The 19,506-nt window shown below is 28.3% G+C and carries 17 protein-coding genes; 4 read left to right on the top strand and 13 right to left on the bottom strand.

All coding sequences use genetic code 11. From position 1 onward, the window contains the following. Window positions 1–122 precede the first annotated feature (122 nt). Together I2E83_RS08305 and I2E83_RS08300 are read right to left on the bottom strand one after the other, a co-directional pair. Window positions 123–1,478, bottom strand: a complete 1,356-nt coding sequence (locus I2E83_RS08305) for a PFL family protein (RefSeq protein WP_195263237.1) — start codon at window positions 1,476–1,478, stop codon at window positions 123–125. A 13-nt stretch (window positions 1,479–1,491) separates the two neighbouring features. Further along, window positions 1,492–1,761 (bottom strand): ACT domain-containing protein, encoded by a 270-nt coding sequence (locus I2E83_RS08300; RefSeq protein ID WP_195263236.1) that lies wholly within the window; start codon window positions 1,759–1,761, stop codon window positions 1,492–1,494. 283 nt (window positions 1,762–2,044) lie between these two features. On the opposite strand from I2E83_RS08300, the gene I2E83_RS08295 reads away from it, so the two are divergent. Together I2E83_RS08295 and I2E83_RS08290 are read left to right on the top strand one after the other, a co-directional pair. Further along, a complete protein-coding gene (locus I2E83_RS08295) occupies window positions 2,045–2,548 on the top strand; it encodes a GNAT family N-acetyltransferase (protein ID WP_243249612.1) in 504 nt (167 codons plus the stop codon). 146 nt (window positions 2,549–2,694) lie between these two features. Further along, the gene (locus I2E83_RS08290; RefSeq protein ID WP_195429396.1) at window positions 2,695–3,201 is read left to right on the top strand and encodes a hypothetical protein; all 507 of its coding nucleotides are present in this window, start codon (window positions 2,695–2,697) and stop codon (window positions 3,199–3,201) included. Between the two features lie 149 nt (window positions 3,202–3,350). On the opposite strand, the gene I2E83_RS08285 is transcribed toward I2E83_RS08290, so the two are convergent. The 7 genes from I2E83_RS08285 to I2E83_RS18165 all read right to left on the bottom strand — a co-directional run bounded on the left by I2E83_RS08285 (window position 3,351) and on the right by I2E83_RS18165 (window position 9,968). Continuing rightward, window positions 3,351–3,710 (bottom strand): DUF1667 domain-containing protein, encoded by a 360-nt coding sequence (locus I2E83_RS08285; protein WP_195429394.1) that lies wholly within the window; start codon window positions 3,708–3,710, stop codon window positions 3,351–3,353. 1 nt (window position 3,711) lies between these two features. Continuing rightward, on the bottom strand, window positions 3,712–4,965 hold the full coding sequence (locus I2E83_RS08280; protein WP_195429392.1) for an FAD-dependent oxidoreductase: 1,254 nt from the start codon (window positions 4,963–4,965) through the stop codon (window positions 3,712–3,714). Between the two features lie 10 nt (window positions 4,966–4,975). Next, the gene (locus I2E83_RS08275) at window positions 4,976–6,403 is read right to left on the bottom strand and encodes an NAD(P)/FAD-dependent oxidoreductase (protein ID WP_195429390.1); all 1,428 of its coding nucleotides are present in this window, start codon (window positions 6,401–6,403) and stop codon (window positions 4,976–4,978) included. A gap of 428 nt (window positions 6,404–6,831) precedes the next feature. Continuing rightward, window positions 6,832–7,500: a Crp/Fnr family transcriptional regulator gene (locus I2E83_RS08270; RefSeq protein WP_195263231.1), complete on the bottom strand. Its 669-nt coding sequence runs from the start codon at window positions 7,498–7,500 to the stop codon at window positions 6,832–6,834. A gap of 398 nt (window positions 7,501–7,898) precedes the next feature. Further along, window positions 7,899–8,852, bottom strand: a complete 954-nt coding sequence (locus I2E83_RS08265) for an alpha/beta hydrolase (protein ID WP_195429389.1) — start codon at window positions 8,850–8,852, stop codon at window positions 7,899–7,901. A gap of 13 nt (window positions 8,853–8,865) precedes the next feature. Then, the gene (locus I2E83_RS08260) at window positions 8,866–9,837 is read right to left on the bottom strand and encodes an alpha/beta hydrolase (protein WP_195429387.1); all 972 of its coding nucleotides are present in this window, start codon (window positions 9,835–9,837) and stop codon (window positions 8,866–8,868) included. Then, the gene (locus I2E83_RS18165; RefSeq protein ID WP_279325024.1) at window positions 9,834–9,968 is read right to left on the bottom strand and encodes a hypothetical protein; all 135 of its coding nucleotides are present in this window, start codon (window positions 9,966–9,968) and stop codon (window positions 9,834–9,836) included. The genes I2E83_RS08260 and I2E83_RS18165 overlap by 4 nt, the downstream gene beginning before the upstream one ends. A gap of 135 nt (window positions 9,969–10,103) precedes the next feature. Here I2E83_RS18165 and I2E83_RS08255 point away from each other — a divergent pair, with 135 nt between their 5' ends. Beyond that, window positions 10,104–10,607: a TetR/AcrR family transcriptional regulator gene (locus I2E83_RS08255; protein ID WP_207738495.1), complete on the top strand. Its 504-nt coding sequence runs from the start codon at window positions 10,104–10,106 to the stop codon at window positions 10,605–10,607. A gap of 346 nt (window positions 10,608–10,953) precedes the next feature. Here the strand turns inward: I2E83_RS08255 and hcp are convergent, their stop codons facing one another. Both hcp and I2E83_RS08245 read right to left on the bottom strand, forming a co-directional pair. Further along, complete coding sequence (gene hcp / locus I2E83_RS08250; RefSeq protein ID WP_195429384.1) at window positions 10,954–12,591, bottom strand: hydroxylamine reductase; 1,638 nt, start codon at window positions 12,589–12,591, stop codon at window positions 10,954–10,956. A 216-nt stretch (window positions 12,592–12,807) separates the two neighbouring features. Continuing rightward, a complete protein-coding gene (locus I2E83_RS08245; RefSeq protein WP_195429383.1) occupies window positions 12,808–14,154 on the bottom strand; it encodes an MATE family efflux transporter in 1,347 nt (448 codons plus the stop codon). A 142-nt stretch (window positions 14,155–14,296) separates the two neighbouring features. On the opposite strand from I2E83_RS08245, the gene I2E83_RS08240 reads away from it, so the two are divergent. Beyond that, window positions 14,297–15,184: an AraC family transcriptional regulator gene (locus I2E83_RS08240; RefSeq protein WP_195429382.1), complete on the top strand. Its 888-nt coding sequence runs from the start codon at window positions 14,297–14,299 to the stop codon at window positions 15,182–15,184. Window positions 15,185–15,426: 242 nt separating this feature from the next. On the opposite strand, the gene I2E83_RS08235 is transcribed toward I2E83_RS08240, so the two are convergent. Continuing rightward, the gene (locus tag I2E83_RS08235) at window positions 15,427–16,227 is read right to left on the bottom strand and encodes an Rpn family recombination-promoting nuclease/putative transposase (protein ID WP_195263220.1); all 801 of its coding nucleotides are present in this window, start codon (window positions 16,225–16,227) and stop codon (window positions 15,427–15,429) included. Window positions 16,228–16,371: 144 nt separating this feature from the next. Beyond that, window positions 16,372–19,506 (bottom strand): AAA family ATPase, encoded by a 3,135-nt coding sequence (locus I2E83_RS18235; RefSeq protein WP_195429381.1) that lies wholly within the window; start codon window positions 19,504–19,506, stop codon window positions 16,372–16,374.

Here is a 19,506-nt window from a genome sequence, read left to right as displayed (position 1 = left end):
CGATTTTTATATAATATCTCCAATTTAATGGATATCATTAATGAGCCTAGTACTTCTTTGCGTAAGCTATTAGCTTATGGAACATATCTAGTTATCGTAGCCTTTATATTCACAATTTATGACTAATTCTTAAATGAATGGATTGGTGCTGGTATTCTTCCGCCTCTTTGTATAAATAATGAAGATGAATATTTATTTACAGGCATTACTGGAGCTGTTCCAAGTAATCCTCCAAACTCAACTAAGTCTCCTACCTTACAGCCAGGAGCTGGTATAACTCTTACTGCTGTAGTTTTATTATTAATCATTCCTATTGCTGATTCATCTGCAATCATAGCTGCTATTGTTTCTGCTGGGGTATCTCCTGGAACTGCAATCATATCTAATCCAACTGAACATATAGCAGTCATAGCTTCTAGTTTTTCTAAATTTAATGAACCATTTAATACAGCATCAATCATTCCTGCATCTTCTGAAACTGGTATAAATGCTCCACTTAATCCTCCTACATGACTACATGCCATAACTCCACCTTTTTTAACAGCATCATTTAATAATGCAAGAGCTGCTGTTGTACCATGAGTTCCAACTACTTCAAGTCCCATTTCTTCTAATATATGTGCAACAGAATCTCCTACTGCTGGAGTTGGAGCTAATGATAAATCTACTATTCCAAATGGAACACCTAATCTTTCTGAGGCTTCTTTTGCAACTAATTGTCCCATTCTTGTAATCTTAAATGCAGTTTTCTTTATAGTTTCTGCAACTACATCAAAAGATTCTCCTTTTACTTTTTCTAATGCCCTTTGCACAACACCAGGTCCACTAACTCCAACGCTTATAACTTTATCAGCTTCTCCAACTCCATGGAAGGCTCCTGCCATAAAAGGATTATCTTCAACTGCATTACAAAACACAACTAGTTTAGCACAACCAAATCCCTTTGTATCCTTTGTATATTCAGCAGTTTTTTTAATTACTTCTCCCATTTCTCTAACTGCATCCATATTTATTCCAGCTCTAGTTGAACCTACATTTACAGATGAACATACTTTGCTAGTTTTAGCTAATGCTTCTGGTATTGAATTTATTAGTATTTTATCTCCTTTAGTATATCCCTTTTGTACTAAAGCTGAAAAACCACCTATAAAATCTATACCTAGAGTTTCTGCTGCTTTATCTAAAGTTTGTGCAAACTTAACATAATCTGTTTCATCTGTAGCTCCAGCAATTATTGATATAGGAGTTACAGCTACTCTTTTATTTACTATTGGAACCCCAAATTCATTTTCAATTTCTTTTCCTACTTTTACTAAGTCCTTAGCACTGCTAACTATTTTATTATATATCTTTTCTCTTGCCTTATCTCCATCTGAATCTATACAATCCAATAATGAAATACCCATAGTTATAGTTCTTATATCAAGTTTTTCTTCTTCTATCATCTTTATGGTTTCTAATATATTATTACTATTCATATTTAACCTCCAATTATAAAGTGTGCATTGAATTAAATATTTCTTCTCTTTGGATTTTAACCTCTACTCCAAGTTCTTCGCCTTTTGTTACTAATGCACTTTTAATATCATCAAAGGTAGAATTAGATTCTTTTAAATCTAACATCATTATCATTGTAAAGTATTTGTCCATTATAGTTTGATTAACATCTAAGATGTTTATGTTTAATCTTAATAATTCGTTACTAACGCCTGCAACTATTCCTACTTTATCTTTTCCTATTACTGTTAAAATTGCTTTCATAAATATTCAACTCCTATTTTTATTGTATTTTTCTAAATAATCTGAAAAGTTATTATAATTTTATCTCTAGTCCGTAAGTTTGTCAATTTTTAACTTCCATCATTCGTGGTTCTAGCAAACTTTATTCTTTTCAAATAAAAAATTAGGCTCTGTATTAATTAAGTGTTGATTTATCATACTATTGTGAAGGAATTTAAAGATATAATGTTAATATTTTTATTTTCATGTAATTATAACCATATTTAATGTATAATAAAAATATAAAATTAAAAGGATGGTAAGTATGATGAGCGTTATTAATATACGAAGAGTAAAAGCTGGTGATGCTAATACATTGGCTTACATTCAAACAGAATCATGGAAAAATGCATTTAACAAAATTTTGTCTAAAGAAAATTTAGATAAATATACTAACATTAATGAAGCTATAGAGTTATATAATATGTTACTTAGCAAAAATATTGGAAATGGATTCATATTGTCCATTAATGAAAATCCTCATTGTATTGCATATTGGGATAAAGCAAGGGATGAAGAAATGAAGGGATATTCAGAGATTATTTGTATTCATAGTTTATGTGATAATTGGGGAAAAGGATACGGAACAGTAATGATGGATTATATTTTAAGAGATATAAAAAATGCTGGATTTAGCAAAGTTATGCTATGGGTATTTAAAGAAAATATTAGAGCACGTAAATTTTATGAAAATCATGGATTTGTTCTAACAGATAAATCACAAAAATTTTGTGATGCTGTTGAAGTCATGTATTGCAAAGATTTATAGATGTTGCGTATAAAATTCTATTCAAAATCAATTTTAAGTAAGTAAAATCAATGACTTAAAAGGATATAAGGTTTCGTTATACCCTTAGGAAAAATTAATATTGAAGTTATATTTACTAATACCTAGTTTTTTAGGAGGAGCTTTCCATGAGAAAAAAAATAATAATAAGTATATGTGCTACGGTATTAATCCTTTTTTCATTTTCTCTTTATAAATACTTTCAGTTAAACAATAATAAATTAAATACCTATGCTGATAGAGTTCTATGGTTAGCTATTAATACACAAAACTCTATTTATGCAATTACGGAAGCTTCCCCAACAGAAGAAGATTTTAACCGCAATGTAGAAGACCTAATTATTAATGTCTATGCATTACAAAATGTGTTAGAGAGTGGTGAAATATTACTTTCAGGAAATGGCGTGAACGGTAGTGCACTTTATAATTCTTTAGATAATCTTGAATCAGTATTGAAATACGATAGTAGTAACCTAAAAAATATTGAACTAGATGCTATAAATAGTGCTAGTGATGTATTAATTCAAAGATTACAGCCTCATTATGGTAGTGAAAAAAATATAAGTAAAAAGGAAATACTTGAAGCTATTCAATTAGCTTTAATGAAAATGAAAATAATCGAGCTACTTCATTAATTACTAATATGTAATTAACTATTATAAAATTGGCAGATAAATTTTAATTTGTACATATATTTATGTTAAATAAGATGACTGGCTATTAATAGCCAGTCATCTTTAATCATTTTTCTTCCTTTATACTTCTATTTTAAATTTAATATTATTTAAGCTTTAATGCTTTTTATATCTCTACAACTTACAATATCAATTCCTGTTCCTAATATATCTTTAAGAATTACTTCACCTACAGAAACAGGTGCAACTACTTCAAGTTTTTTTAGTTCTTCCATACATTTAAAGTTAAGCTCTTTTGGAATAGCTCCCTTTGTTTTTACTGGAAGCACTGGAAGTTCACCATCTTTTATCTTAACAGTTGTAGTTATTACTCTAACAGGATTTGTTATTTCACTAATCCCATAATCAATACCTCTCTTGCATCCATTTCCACTTACTTTGTTTTCTTCAACATTGACCTTTAAATGACATCCCATAGGACAACATATACAAATCAAATTCTTTTCCATTTTATTCACCATCCTCTAAAGAAATAATTAAATCTTCTTCTATATTGCTTAATAGCTTCTTACTTAAGACTACTCTCTCCATTTCTGATGGTGCTAAATGCCTTTTCTTTAGCCTTGTAACTTCTTTATTTCCAGATTTAACAACAAGCACTTTATCCTTATAGACATTATTTACTCTCATAAATACAGTCAATTTTTCATCTATATCTTCTATACAAATCTTTTGAGGAACAGTATAATTTATAGCATTACCATTTTTTATATTTATATAATTTTCCTTCTTTAATATGTTTTTCAAATACTTTGCAGCTGATTTTCCAGCATGTTTAGCCTCTTCAGTAACAAAATCCACTAAATCATGTACATGAACTACATTTCCACAAGCAAAAACTCCATCAACATTAGTTTCCATGCTTTCTGTTACAACAAGTCCATTAGTTCTTCTATCTAATTCTATTCCTACCTTATCTGATAATTCATTTTCTGGAATTAATCCAACCGATAACAGTAACGTATCACATTCAAATTCTATCTCTGTTCCTTTTATAGGTCTCTTATTTTCATCAACCTTTGAAATTATAACTTTTTCTAGTCTTTTATCTCCAATTATATCTACAACTGTATGTGATAAATATAATGGTATATTATAATCTTCTAAGCATTGAACTATATTTCTATTAAGTCCATTTGAATATGGCATAAGCTCTACAACTGCTTTTACCTTAGCACCTTCTAATGTCATTCTTCTAGCCATTATAAGTCCTATATCACCTGAGCCTAAGATTACCACTTCTTTGCCCGGCATATATCCTTCCATATTTATATATCTTTGAGCTGCTCCTGCAGTATATACCCCTGAAGGTCTATCCCCTGGAATATTTATAGCTCCTCTTGTTCTCTCCCTGCATCCCATTGCCAATATAATTGCCTTTGTTTCCAAAATCATATAGCCATCATTAGAATTTATTGCATGTATTTTTTTATCTTCTTCTATTTCTAGAACCATTGTATCAAGTTTAATATCTATTTCACTACTTTGAACTAACTTTATAAACTTGTCTGCGTACTCTGGACCTGTAAGCTCCTCTTTAAAAGTATGAAGTCCAAATCCATTATGAATACATTGGTTTAGTATCCCTCCAAGCTCTCTATCTCTTTCAATTATTAAGATATTTCTTACTCCATTTAAATAAGCTTCATATGCAGCTGCAAGACCTGCAGGACCTCCACCTATTACAATTAAATCATAACTCATAATTATCCCCCTATCTTGACTTTCCAGTTAAAATATATGAACCATCTTTTTCTAAAACTATATTTTCTAACGGTATATTAAGCTCTCTAGATATAATTTCTTGAACACGTGGTCCACAAAATCCCCCTTGGCATCTTCCCATTCCTGGTCTACATCTTCTCTTTACTCCATCTAATGAAATAGTTCCAAAGGATCTTTTTATAGCGTCTACTATTTCTCCTTCAGTTATTTGTTCACATCTACATATGATTCTTCCATATCTACTATCCTTTTTTATTACCTCAGCTCTTTCTTCTAATGAAAGTTCCATAAATCTGATTTGCTCTCTATATGGATTAAATTTATCATTTTTATCCATCTTAAGTCCTGCATTTTTTAATATATCTAATATATCTATAGCTATTGCTGGAGCAGCAGATAATCCTGGTGACTTCATACCAGCTACATCTATAAATCCTTTAACATCTTCATTTTCTTCTATAATAAAATCTCCATTATCAGAATGTGCTCTTAAGCCTGAAAAATTTCTAATTGAATTTCTAAAATTTATTTTATTTGTTGTCTTTGAAGCAGTTTCTTTTATATATTCTAAACCTTTACTTGTTGTTTTTACTGAATCTTTATCTTCAATAGTTTCTGCATTCGGTCCTACTATTAAGTTTCCATGAACAGTCGGAGTAACTAGTACACCTTTTCCAAGCTTTGTAGGACATTGAAATATAGTGTGTTCAAACATCTTACCTTCATTCTTATCAATTACATAATATTCTCCTCTAATTGGAGTTATCTCAAATTTCTCTTCACATATCATGTTATGAATCTTATCGCAATAAACACCAGCTGCATTTATTACGTATTTTGCTTCTACTGTTTCTTTATCTTTTATGTTAATTTTAAAAATATCATCTTTTTCTATTCCTATAACTTCACTACTTAATTTGATTTCTCCCCCATTTTCTATACCATTTTCAATTAAAGCTATTGTATATTCAAATGGTCCTACTATTCCTCCTGTTGGAGCATATAATGCACCTAATATATCATCATTTAAATTAGGCTCTTTTAATAAAACTTCTTCTTTATTTAAGAGTTCTAATCCCTTTACTTTATTTTTAATACCATTTTCATATAAAACTTTTATTAATTCTAACTCTTCTTCATTAAAAGCTATTACTAATGAACCATTTCTTTTAAAGGGTACAGATAGCTCTTTGCATAAGTCTTCAAACATTTCATTACCCTTTACATTGTATTTTGCCATTAGCGTTCCATACTCCGGATCATACCCAGAATGAATTATAGCTGAATTTGCTTTTGTAGTTCCCATGGCTACATCATTTTCTTTTTCTAAAATTACAACTTTTAAATTAAATTTAGTTAGTTCTCTAAAAATAGAAGCTCCTATAACACCAGCTCCTATTATGGCAACATCATACATATATATACCCCCATTAATATTATTTAAATTTAGTTTAACCAATTTTTTATAATTTAAATTATCACTGTAATCTGTGTTTAGATAACAAAAAAAGCACAAAAATAAGACTTAAATCTTATTTTTATGCTTAACTCTAACTTCTCTTAGCACATTAAATAATTATGACCCCATTATATCATATATTTTTCCAATGGTACATATAGTTTTCAGAATTTTATCTATATAATATTTTTCATATAGAATTTATACAAAGATTATTAAACTTTTTTGGCAATTATGCTAAATTCTCTAAATTCTATTTAATTTATTAAAATATTCCATTATAATATATTTGTTGCACGGGTTAATTTAAGTTATCCCTTTACAATTTATATATACCAAATAATAGGCAGACTTCTTTCATAGGGTCTGCCTATTTATTTTTATTACTAAATAAAAAATTCATCTTCTAGCCCTTCAAGATCTAATATAGTTATTTCTTTTAAAGTAAACTCTATAAGCCCCATATCTCTCATATTTATTAGCTCTCTTGAAAGAGATGGCCTTGGTATTCCAAGTTCTTCAGCTAAATCCTTTTTAGATGATATTTTTAATGAAAATGTATTATTTCTTTTATAATTATCAAGTAAAAGCTTACATATCTTCCTTCTTATTGAATCTAATTCTATTAAATTTATTTTTCTATTTAATATAACTATTTTTTGAGATAAAAGTTCTAATATGTTTTCTGTAAATTTTGTATTTTTTTGAATTATTCCTAAAACACTTTTTTTAGGAAGAGATAATACCTTACAATTTTCAAAAGCCATAACTGTTGCAGGATATTCCTTCTCTTTAGAGAATAATAGTGCTTCTGCAAATACATCACTTACATTAAAATAGGATAATGTTAATACTTTTCCATTTTCATATATAGTTTGTATTACAGCCTTTCCTTCAATTACAACAGATAAACTATTACACTTTTCTCCTTGGTTTGCTATTACTTCACCCTTTTTATAAGATTTTATTATATATGATTCGCTTTTTAAAATTTCTCCTATTTCATCTTCAGAAATCCCTTTAAAAAAGCAAGTATTCTTTAATATATCTATCATACGAACTCTCCTTTGTATAAAAATGCGAACATTTTTATAATTGATAATTGATAATGCATAATGGACAATTAAGAAAAAACCCCAGGGATTTTTAAATAAAAGGTGCTGCGCACCAATTTAAGTTTTGCTGTGCAAAACCTCCTTAATTATCCACTATCAATTGTCCATTATCAATTTAAATTGCTTTGTAATTTATTAATATTATACTATCATAAATTATACATAAAAAAAATAAAAAGCTATGATATAAAGTGTACATCTAAAAACTACAAATATTGTTTATTGCTAAGTCACTGCTTTAAACTAATATTGATATTATACATTTTAAATTTACAATATACTAATATTTAGAAGCAGAATGGTAAAAACTGAGTTCTACTTTTTTATAGAGTTGTGTATTACTTATTTATTTTAACATCTTGCCAGTTAGCGTTTGTAAGTATCTCCGAATCCTCCCCAAAGAATACACCACCAGCTTGTAAATCATCTTTTAGCCAATACATAAACCAAGCTGTCATATATCCATCTGCTTTTTGATATGTCGCTCCGTGGTCTACATTCACTAATCTTCCCATAACTTTATATTCAGTAGTTAATTTACTATAAATATCCTTCATCGCATATAATGGGCATATTCCTTGACCTGTTGTTTCTTCTATGCTTATTGCTTCTCCTGCATCAAAATATTCTGTTCCTGCAATAAAGAAATAAGGTATATTTATTTTTGTTACATCATAAGCCCAGTCAGTACCAAGATGGCCTTCTTGTCCAAAAAATGATGATGTTGCACTTGCTGTATACATTGCTTTATATAATTTACCATTGCCCCAGTTATTTACAGCATTAATTGTTCCACCTCCACCTTGTGAGTGTCCACCAATACCAATATTATCAGTATCTATTTTATTATAGAAAATACTATTTTTATCTTGATTTAATTTTAAAACATAGTCTAAAGATTTTGAAGAAGATTCACCACTTCTTGAATTTTCATCTTCATTTCCAATTACTACAAATCCCCAAGATGCCAAATGTTTGAAAAAGGCTTTATATTTTGATGCCGTTATCCCAGTACCATTTGCAACAACAATTAATGGGTATTTTTCATTACTATTCTCTAAATCAGTTGGATACCATATTTCATATTTTTTAAATACATCACTATCAGCATCAAAGGATTTAAATGATACTTCATACTCTCCAAACTCGGAATACTTCTTTTCTAAATCTTTTTCAGTTTCTAAATAATTATAGTAATGATTCACTCTGTATTCTATTACTTTTAATAAAATAAAAACTCCTCCAATTATTATTAACAATATAATTCCAATAATTTCTAAGAATTTTTGCATTTTTACCTCACTTTTATTTTTCTACTGGCATATATTTATCTAAATAGCTAATAACTGTATCCATAAATTCTTCATATAGCTTAGAATCATTTTGAAGTCCATGTCCTGAATGTTGTGCTTCAAAATATTTATAATCTACATTATTATCTTTTAATGCATTAACTAGATGTCTTGCAGTTTTAAATGGACATATTTTATCGTATTTTCCATAAGCAATTACAGATGGAACTGAATTTTCATTTACCCATGCATAAGCTGATATTGGTTTAATTATTTCTTGAAGTCTATCTGTTCCAATAATATCTTTATCTATTTCACTACCAAGCATTACTCCAAATAGTCCCGCAGCTGCTTCATTGCTTTTATCTAGTCCATAAACATCCCAATCTTCAGCAAAGAAACTTGATGGCCCAACCATCTCAAACATCATTTTAACCGGTATAGGAGATTCCTCAGCATCCCTATAAGCATATAACATAGCAAGTGTTCCACCTGCTGAGCCACCACTTATAACCATTTCATTTAAATTATACCCGAGTTTTTTGGCTTCTTCTACAACAACTGGCATAGCCTCTTTTATTTCCATAGATTGAGAATAAACACTAGCCCCATTTTCATCAGTACGAAGTGTATAATTTATACCTGCAGTTACATATCCTTTAGAACATAACCATTCAAGTATTGCTGCATCGCCACTTTTATCTCCAGTTGTAAAACCTCCTGCATGAAGATAGACAATCAATCCATAATTTTCTTTTGAATTATCCTTTGGAACATATAAATCAAATTTATTAGATTCTTTATCACCGTAAGAAATATCTTTATAAATTGTACCTATAGAGTTATCCCAATCTACAGAATATTTTTTAGCCCACTTAGGTTGATAGGTTATTTTAAATATAGCTGAGCCAACAAATGAAATAATAAATGCTAATATGCATATAAATATAAACATTCCTTTTCCTTTCTTCATTTTATTTTTCATAGTAAATTACCTCCAAACATTGTTCCACCTAACATAAGATTCATAATAGCTCTTACAGCCAATCTACCTAATACAGCAGCAACAAGAATAACAGTAATAAGAATAACTACTCGTTTTGTTGTAAATATCATAATACTTTCCTCCTAACTCTACTTGACATCTCAATGTAACAAGTGTAACATCAGCATGTAACAAGTGTAACATCTTACTTTTGCTCAATCAATGGATTTTAAAAAATGGTACAAAGAAGGGAGAAATGTAACATCGTGGATAATGTTGAAAAAACTAGCTATGTAAAAAAACAGATTACCAGTGCTTTACTTAAATTATTGAAAGAAAAAGAGCTGAAGGATATTTCTATAAGTGAAATTACTACAGCTGCTCAAGTCAGTCGTATTTCTTTTTATCGCAACTTTGACGATAAAGACACTATCATTAAAGAGTACATGTCTTTGACATTAAATGAATGGAATAAAAAGTACCCCAAAAATAGTGAACATACCGATGATGATATTCTTGGGGATATATTTGCCTATATTACAGAATATAAAGATTTTTATTTGTTGCTAAGAGATAGAGGCATTTTCTATTTTCTTAAAGATATTATTATGGATGCTTTAGGACCCAAGGCGGAGTATCCAAACTTTGGTGCCTACACTACTGCTTTTATTGCAAATGGTATTTATGGATGGATTGAAGAATGGTTTTTAAGAGGAATGCAAGAATCAGGCGAAGAAATGACAAAGCTACTTAAAAATAGAAATCTGTAAAAAATATTTAGTGTTGTCTTTTAAGGTTACAGTTTATTGTAAAGCTAATGAACATTCAACAAAAAAATAAATATTAGTTTCTAAACTAAGCTCTGCTTCTGATGATCTTAAATATTAGATTATTTTATTTATGAAAAATACATATTTACAGATTTAAAATTAAGTAAAAATCATCTTTACATACTATATATTTCTCCTACTTATAAAAATTACTATCATAAATTTTAATAAACATAATTTCCCAAATAAAAAAAGATGACTTCTGCTAAGTACAGAAATCATCTTCTTAATATTTTTAGATGTCATTAATAAAATTCACTTTAATAATCAGTTTTTAATCTTCTTATTATGCTAAGAACATATTTAAATCATCTTCAACATTAGTGATTCCACCAATACCAAAGTTTTCAACAAGTACTTTAGCTACATTTGGTGATAGGAATGCTGGTAATGTTGGTCCTAAGTGGATATTCTTAACTCCAAGATATAATAATGATAATAATACTATTACAGCTTTTTGTTCATACCATGCAATATTAAATGCTATTGGTAATTCATTAATATCTTGTAATTCAAATACTTCTTTAAGTTTTAATGCTATTAATGCTAATGAGTATGAATCATTACATTGTCCTGCATCTAAAACTCTTGGAATTCCACCGATATCTCCTAAATCTAATTTATTGTATTTATATTTTGCACAACCTGCTGTTAATATAACAGTATCATTTGGTAAAGCTTTTGCAAAATCTGTGTAGTAATTTCTTGACTTAGCTCTTCCATCGCATCCTGCCATTACGAAGAACTTCTTAATTGCTCCTGACTTAACAGCATCTACAATTTTATCTGCAAGTTGCATTACTTGATTATGAGCAAATCCTCCAATTATTTCTCCTTTTTCTATTTCTGTTGGAGCCTTACATTCCTTTGCAAGTTCAATCATTTCTGAGAAATCTTTAGCTTGTCCATCTATACCATCTATATGCTTACATCCTGGGAATCCTGCTGCTCCAGTTGTGAAAACTCTGTCTTTATAGCTATCCTTTGGTGGTACTATACAGTTAGTTGTCATTAGTATTGGTCCATTGAAGCTTTCAAATTCTTCTTTTTGCTTCCACCATGCATTTCCATAGTTTCCTACAAAGTGACCATATTTCTTAAATGCTGGATAGTAGTGAGCTGGTAACATTTCTGAGTGAGTATAAACGTCTACTCCTGTACCTTCTGTTTGCTTTAATAATTGTTCTAAGTCTTTTAAATCATGACCTGAAACTAATATTGCTGGGTTATTTCTAACACCTATATTAACTTTTGTCATTTCTGGGTGTCCATAAGTTCCAGTATTAGCACTATCAAGTAAAGCCATACCGTCTACCCCAACCTTACCAGTTTCTAAAGTTAAAGCAACTAATTCATCTACTGTTAAATTATCATTTAATAATTTAGCTAAAGTTTCTTGCATAAATGCACTTACTTCTTCATTATCATAACTTAATTCGTTAGCATGTTTCATGTAAGCTGATAATCCCTTTAATCCATAAGTTATAAGTTCTCTTAAACTTCTGATATCTTCATCCTTAGTTGCTAATACACCAACTTCTCTTGATTTTGCATCATATTCTTCTCTTGTAGTCGCTGTCCATAATGCAGCTTCTGATAAACCATCTTTGTTTGATAACTTATTTAATAATTCTTCTTTTATTTCTAAAACTCTTTTAACTCTTTCATAGAATATTTCATCGTCAAAGTTAGCATTAGTTATAGTTGTAAAAAGGTTTAATGTTATAAAGTGATTAATTTCAGCTGAAATTTCTTTTCCTTCTTTTCTTAATCTTGTTGTAACTTCTGATAATCCTTTTGTTGTATATACTAATAGATCTTGCATTCTTGCTAAATCTGGTGATTTACCACAAACTCCAAATTGTGTACATCCAGTACATCCTGCTGTTTCTTGACATTGGAAACAAAACATCTTATTTTCCATCGAAAAAATCCCCCTTGATAATCTAAATCTTAATTTGTTTCTTCTATGTTTACATTATATGAGGATTTTATATTCAATTCGGTAACACTCGTTACAAAATAATTAAAAATTAAAAAAATTTATAATTTAATTTATCTAAGCTTACTTAATAAAGAACTTCTACTTCTGACCCCGAAAGAATTTATTCCTTAATTATCAATTATGAATTATCAATTGTTAATTGTTCACAAATCCTTTTCCCTTCCACTTTCCTGTTTTCCATCTAATTAATACTAATATCCCTCTGAACCATTCATCTACTGCAAAAGCTATCCATACTCCTGCAAGACCAAGATTTAATTTTATTCCAAGTAAATACGCTAGTCCAACTCCAAATGTCCACATTGAAAATATTCCTATGTATACTGGAAATCTAACATCCCCTGTTGCTCTTAATCCATTAATACCTACTATATTTATACATCTTCCAGGTTCTAATACTATTTCTATTATAAATACTATTACTGCTATTGATAATATATCTTGGCTATTTGTTAAGAATCCTAAAATACCCTTGCCTGAAATAGCAATCAAAATACTCATAACTATTGATACTATTACTGCCTTTTTTATTGTATAAATACATAATTTATAAGCTTTGTTATCTTCTTTATTTCCTACTAAATTTCCTATTAATATACTTCCGCCTTGTCCTACAGCTAATGCAAATATATAACTAAAGCAAACTATCGTCCCAACATAACTTTTTGCAGCCATGCTACTTACCCCTATAAGATTTATAAAACTCGTTATAACTAATTGAGATAAATTATATGAAATTTGCTCAGCAGCTGATGGAACCCCAATCTTAAGTATATTTATAAGATGAGCTTTAGGAAATGGCATAAACATAGATATCCTAAACTTATTTAAAAGTAAATCATAAGTAGATTTCCCTAAAATTATCAATCCCACAACTTTACTTAAAGTAGTTGCTAAAGCTGCTCCTGCAACTCCCATACTAGGAAATCCAAGTTTCCCAAATATAAGTATATAATTTAGTATTACGTTTACAATGTTCATAATAATAGTTGCATTCATACATATCTTTGTTAAACTATGAGCCCTTAATATAGCTGTAAAAGTCATAGTTATTGCTTGAATAAATATAAATCCACCAACTATCTTTAAATATTGATTTCCTAAATTTATTAACTCTGGCGGGCTATTTAATAATTTCATCATTCCAGTTCCACAAAAAAACATTAATAAACTTATAATTACCCCTATAATTGTATTTACACCAATAGATATTCCTGCAACCTGAATTATAGTTTTTTGCTCACTTTTTGCTCCTAAATATTGAGCAATTAAAATAGATGTACCAGCTGTTATTATTCCAAACATAAGATTTAGCATCCATATTATTTGATTAGATACACCTACAGCTGCAACAGCATTATCAGAGTATCTTCCTAACATTATTGTATCAACACTACCCAATAAAGAAAAAAGCGCGCTTTCTATAAATAATGGCCAAGTTATACTTTTTAAGTCTCTCTTTAATCTTCCTTCAACCTCCATAATCTCCTCCACCATCATAAAGATGTTAATATAATGAAATTTATTTCTTTTTGTATTATACTGTTATTAGAATTACTTTTCTCGTTGAAAACTGCTTATAGCTATAACAATTCTGCTATTTTTTTTATTTAAAGGAGATATTATGGATAATAAAAGTTATTTACAACTTAAAGAACAAGTTAACCATGGAAATATTCAATTGCCTCTAGAAGTCTATAATGTAGAATTTAGAAACTCAGCCGATTTCTATTCACATTGGCATGATGAAATGGAGTTTATATACATACTTGATGGTTCCGCAGAAATTTGTATAGATTTTAAAATATTTAGCGTAACTACTGGAGATTTCATTATTATTCCTAATGGAGCTATTCATTATATGATAGGTAAAGAAAATACTAAGATATCTTATATAGCTCTTGTATTTAATTTATCTTTAATAGAGGGGAGTACTTTAGATTATTCTCAAATTAACTTTGTAAATCCTATAATGAAAAACAAATTATTTTTTACAAATATAATAAGATCTTCAAATGTTGGACATGATAAAATAATTAATTCTTTTAATAACTTAATAGAAAGCTACAATACTAAATTTCATGGATTTCAACTAGAAATTAAAGGATCTTTATTTTTAATTTTTTCTACTATTTTTAGAGAAGGTTATGTAAAGCTAAATGTAAGTTCCGAAAACTATAGTGATTTAATTAAAGTTGAAAAATTAAAAGAAGTTATTAAATATATTCAAACCAATTATAAAAACCCTATATCAATTAAAGAATTAGCAGATATAGCGCAATATAGTGAATATCATTTCTTAAGATTCTTCAAAGCTCAAACTGGAAAAACTTGTACTCAATACATTAATTATTTTAGAATTCAAAAAGCAACATTACTTTTATTTAATACCAATTTATCTATAACAGAAATTGCTTATGAAGTTGGCTTTGGCGATGTGTCATATTTTATTAAAACCTTTAAGAAGTTTTTATCAATATCTCCTACCAAATATAGAAAAACAAATTTATAGACTGAGAATTAAACTTAATGATATGTATTAACTTTTCGATTTTCGTATAATTTCGAATACAATTCTTTAATTTGATGGTCACATATAGATTTTACACGACCTAATGTCACATTTCAAGTCGTCCATACCTTTAAACTTACTCTTTTTAAACTACTCATTAACTTCCAATTTATGCAATAATTATATACTATATTTTTAGAAATAAAAAAGGAAACCGCTAGGTCTCCAATAATATAATCTTATCAAATTTTTATCTTAAGAATTTCTTCTTTACTTAATTTTGTATATTTCATTATTTTTTCAATAGGTTCATTGTCTTTAAGCATTTCTTTAGCAACATCAAATGCCTTTTCTTCATAACCTTCTTCTCTTCCTTCTTCTAACTTTTCTCTATCACGCTCTAAAAGTGTCATAAATTCCACCTCCACATTAGGATTATTTTTAACTTCAATTACTCTTTTATGAATATTTTTAACTAAAGTTCCTGTAGTTTTTTCAGCTGTTTTATCATCTGAATGTTCAACATACTCTAAAAAATCAATAAGTTCATCATCTAGATCTTTCATAATCCCTTTAGTATTTAATATTATCTTATTTGTATCATCTTTTAATTTTATAGTATTATCTTCAATACATACTGTTTCAAAAGTATACTTATGCCTACCTGCTCCAAATAAATCAAAAGTACAAATAAATATAATATAACTTTTAGAAAGTTTTATATAGTCCTCACCTTTACTTATTAAGTCTAAGTCAATATTTCCTTGATAATATCTTAATCTTTTGGGAATATTTTTATGTTTCCCACGTTGCATTTCTACATTATAAACAGTATTATTTTCATCTTTTACATATATATCTAATCTAATACCTTTACTTTCTAAAAGTAATTCTATAGTTTTTTGATTTTCTGGCATTTCTATCTTTTCAATTTTAATCTCTAAAAGTTTCTCTAGAAACTCTTTACAAATTTCCTTATCACTCATTACTTTCGCAAACAAAAAATCATCTTCTAAATTTAAATCTTTTAATCTTTTTGCCATTATACCGCCCTTTACACTTCTCTCATTTTATCTTTTGTTTAAGTTCTTGCCATTATTATATTAAATTATTCCTTCAATCTCAATGACAAATTCCTATTTATAGAGTGCTTTATTAAACAACTAACTCACCTTATTAACTTATGTCTAAACTTTGAAGACAGCTTTACTTCCCTTATTTGTTGAGCTTACTTCTAGTTTAGTTTCTATTCTATCTTTTAGTTCTTGAACGTGGGAAATTACTCCAACTATTCTTCCATCGTCTTGTAGGTCTATTAAGCATTCGATGGCTGAATCAAGGGATTCTGGATCTAGGGTTCCGAAGCCTTCATCTATAAACATAGTATCTAATTGTATTCCACCTGAATAACTTTGAACCACATCTGCAAGGCCTAATGCCATAGATAATGATGCTTTAAAAGATTCTCCTCCTGATAAAGTCTTTACATCTCTAGACTTACCTGTATAGTTATCAAACACTTCTAAATCTAATCCTTGCCCTTTTCTCTTATCTCCTAATTCTTCTTTTCTTAAAAGCTCAAATCTATTGCAAGTCATTTGGGCAAATCTAATATTAGCAGCTTCAATTATATCTTCAAAATATGCTGCTAAAACATATCTTTCAAAACTTATTTTTCTTGGATTATCTCCGTTTATCACTTTTGCAAGCTTACCTACAGTCTTATATTTTTCTTCATCTGCCTCTATTAATTTACTGTAATTAATACATTCTCCAATGATTCTTTTATTTTGGCTTATTCTTAAGTAAATTTCCTTTTCAGTTTTTTCTAAATTAATCTTTTCATTATTCTTAGTTTCTAACGTTTCTTCTATATTTCTTATATCGACTTTATTTAAGTCCTTACACTCTTCTAAAGATAAATTATAGACCTTTTGTGCATTAGATATATCCATATTAAACTTATTTATATCTCTTTCTAATGCATTAATTTCCACCTCTGTCATTCTACTTGAAGAATAGTCATTGTAATTTTCAAATCCTAATTCTAGAACCTTTTCTTTAAACATATTCAAAGCATCATCAAGCTCTGACTTTGCATTTTCAGTAACTTTCTCCAAGGAACTTCTATTACCATTTTCTTTATCATAAATAGTTTTTATATTATTAAATTCTTTTTCTGCTTTTATATAATCCTCTTTTAGCTTTTCAAGAGTACTATTTACTTTTAATTGTTCCTCTTCTAACTCTTTAAGGCTTCTTATAGTTCCTTTAAATTCACTAACTATATTTTGTAAATTTGCTTCTTGTGTTTTTAATTCTCCCTCTTTTGCTAATAGTTCTTTATTTTTATTTTCTAGCTCAACTCGTAACTGTTCAGTATATTTTTCTATTTCTTGCTTTTGCTTTAATTTACTTGATTCTAAAGACACTACTTTTTCAATTTCTTTTTTCCTATTAGTTATTTTATCTAAATTGCTACAATTATTTTTTAGTTCAAAATTGGTCTTTTCTATAGCCCCTTCAATATCATCTTTGAAGTTTTCACTATTAAATATTTCTATAAATACAGGCTTTATCGTTTCTTCTTTAAGTGAATTTATCTCTGCTTGTATCTTAGTTAATTCTCTATAATAAGATTCTCTTTTTTCATAAAACTTGTCAGCTAATGCTTTAGCTTCTTTTACTGTTACTTCATTTATACTTTCAGCTTCTATAACTGCAAGCTTTGGATGATGAGTAGACCCACAAACTGGGCAATTTTCTCCTTCTATTAAGTCTTTAGCTAATATTCCTGCTTGATTTCTTCTAAAGGCATCTTCTAGCTTTTCATAATTATTTTTCTTTTCATTATATTCTTTATCTGCACTTTCATAAAATGCTGTTCCTTTTACATGTCTTTGACTTTCTAACTTACATTTTTCTAAAGCACCTAAAAGCTTATTAAGTTTTTCTTGCTTAGATATATAATTTATTTCTTCTATATCTAAGCTACTCTTTTCATCTTTTAACTTATTTATATTTTCTAGTTCTTCTGATAATAATTTTATTAAGTCGTTCTTATTATTCCTATCTAAGTCTATTTGCTTTATTCTTTCAAGAATATATTGAGATTCTTTATTTATCTTATCAAGCTTTTCTTTATTGCTTTGATAATTTGATGCCTTTTCTTTTAATTTCTCTATTTCATCAAGCTGTTTTCTTAAATTGTTTTTTATATCTTCTTTTTCATTTTCTATTTTTAGTTTTCTTTCTGCATCTTCAAATTCTTTTTTATATTTCTCTAAATTTTCTATACTTTTTCTTAAACTTTCTTCTGCCTTTAATAAGGATAATTTCTTCTCCTTATATTTGTCTTCAAATCCTAAAGCTGTTACAGCTTTTTTTCCACTTTCTAATTTCACATTTTTGACTTCATATTCATGCTTTAATAAATTTAATTTCTCTAAATCGCATTTATATTTTTCTAGATTATCTATCTTCTTATTTATATCATTGGCTAAAACTAATTCTTTTGATATATTATTAATTTCTATATTAATTTCTTTAAGATTTTCCTTTATTATATCTTCTTCTACTTCATCTTTATCTATAGCATCTTTAAATTTTGAAAGTATTAATTCTATATTTAAGTCCTTAGCATTTATATTTCTTCTTAACTCTTCGTCATCTTCTTTACATGAAAATGCCTTAATTCTATTTTCTCTATCTCTTTGTATTTGCTCTATAGACTTTTTAAGATTATTTGCTTCTGATTTTATATTTTGTTGTATATCTGAAAAAACCTTAGTTCCAAAAATCTTTCTAAAAATTTCTTCTTTCTTGTCACTATCTGAATTTAATAACTTCTTAAATTCACCTTGTGGAATCATAACAAGTTGTTTAAATTGTTCGCATGTAATTCCTAGTATTTCTTCAACTAATCTAGTGACTTCTTTTGGTCCTGATACTGTTTTATCTCCTATTTTTATTTCAGCAGAAGGCTTACTTTCTGTAAATCCATCACCTCTTTGCTTAGCTCTAAAATATTGTGGTGACCTCTTTATATAATAATCTTTATTTCTAAGTGAAAACCAAAGCTCTACTTCAGTTGGAGTTGATTTATCAGCAAAGTCACTTCTTAAATTTTTACCATCTCTTTCACTACCACTTGCTTCTCCATATAAAGCAAAGTTTATAGCATCAAAAATTGTAGTTTTTCCAGCACCTGTATTTCCTGTTATAACAAACATATTTTTCCCATCAAGACTTGCTTCAAAATCTAACTCTTGTCTTTCAGCATATGGTCCAAAACCTGTTATTATTAGCTTTCTTATCTTCAC

This window comes from Clostridium sp. D46t1_190503_E9, assembly GCF_015555225.1.
Lineage (GTDB): Bacteria > Bacillota > Clostridia > Clostridiales > Clostridiaceae > Clostridium.
The sequence above is the reverse complement of the archived record's forward strand: the minus strand, read 5'-3'. Positions and strand labels throughout refer to the sequence as shown.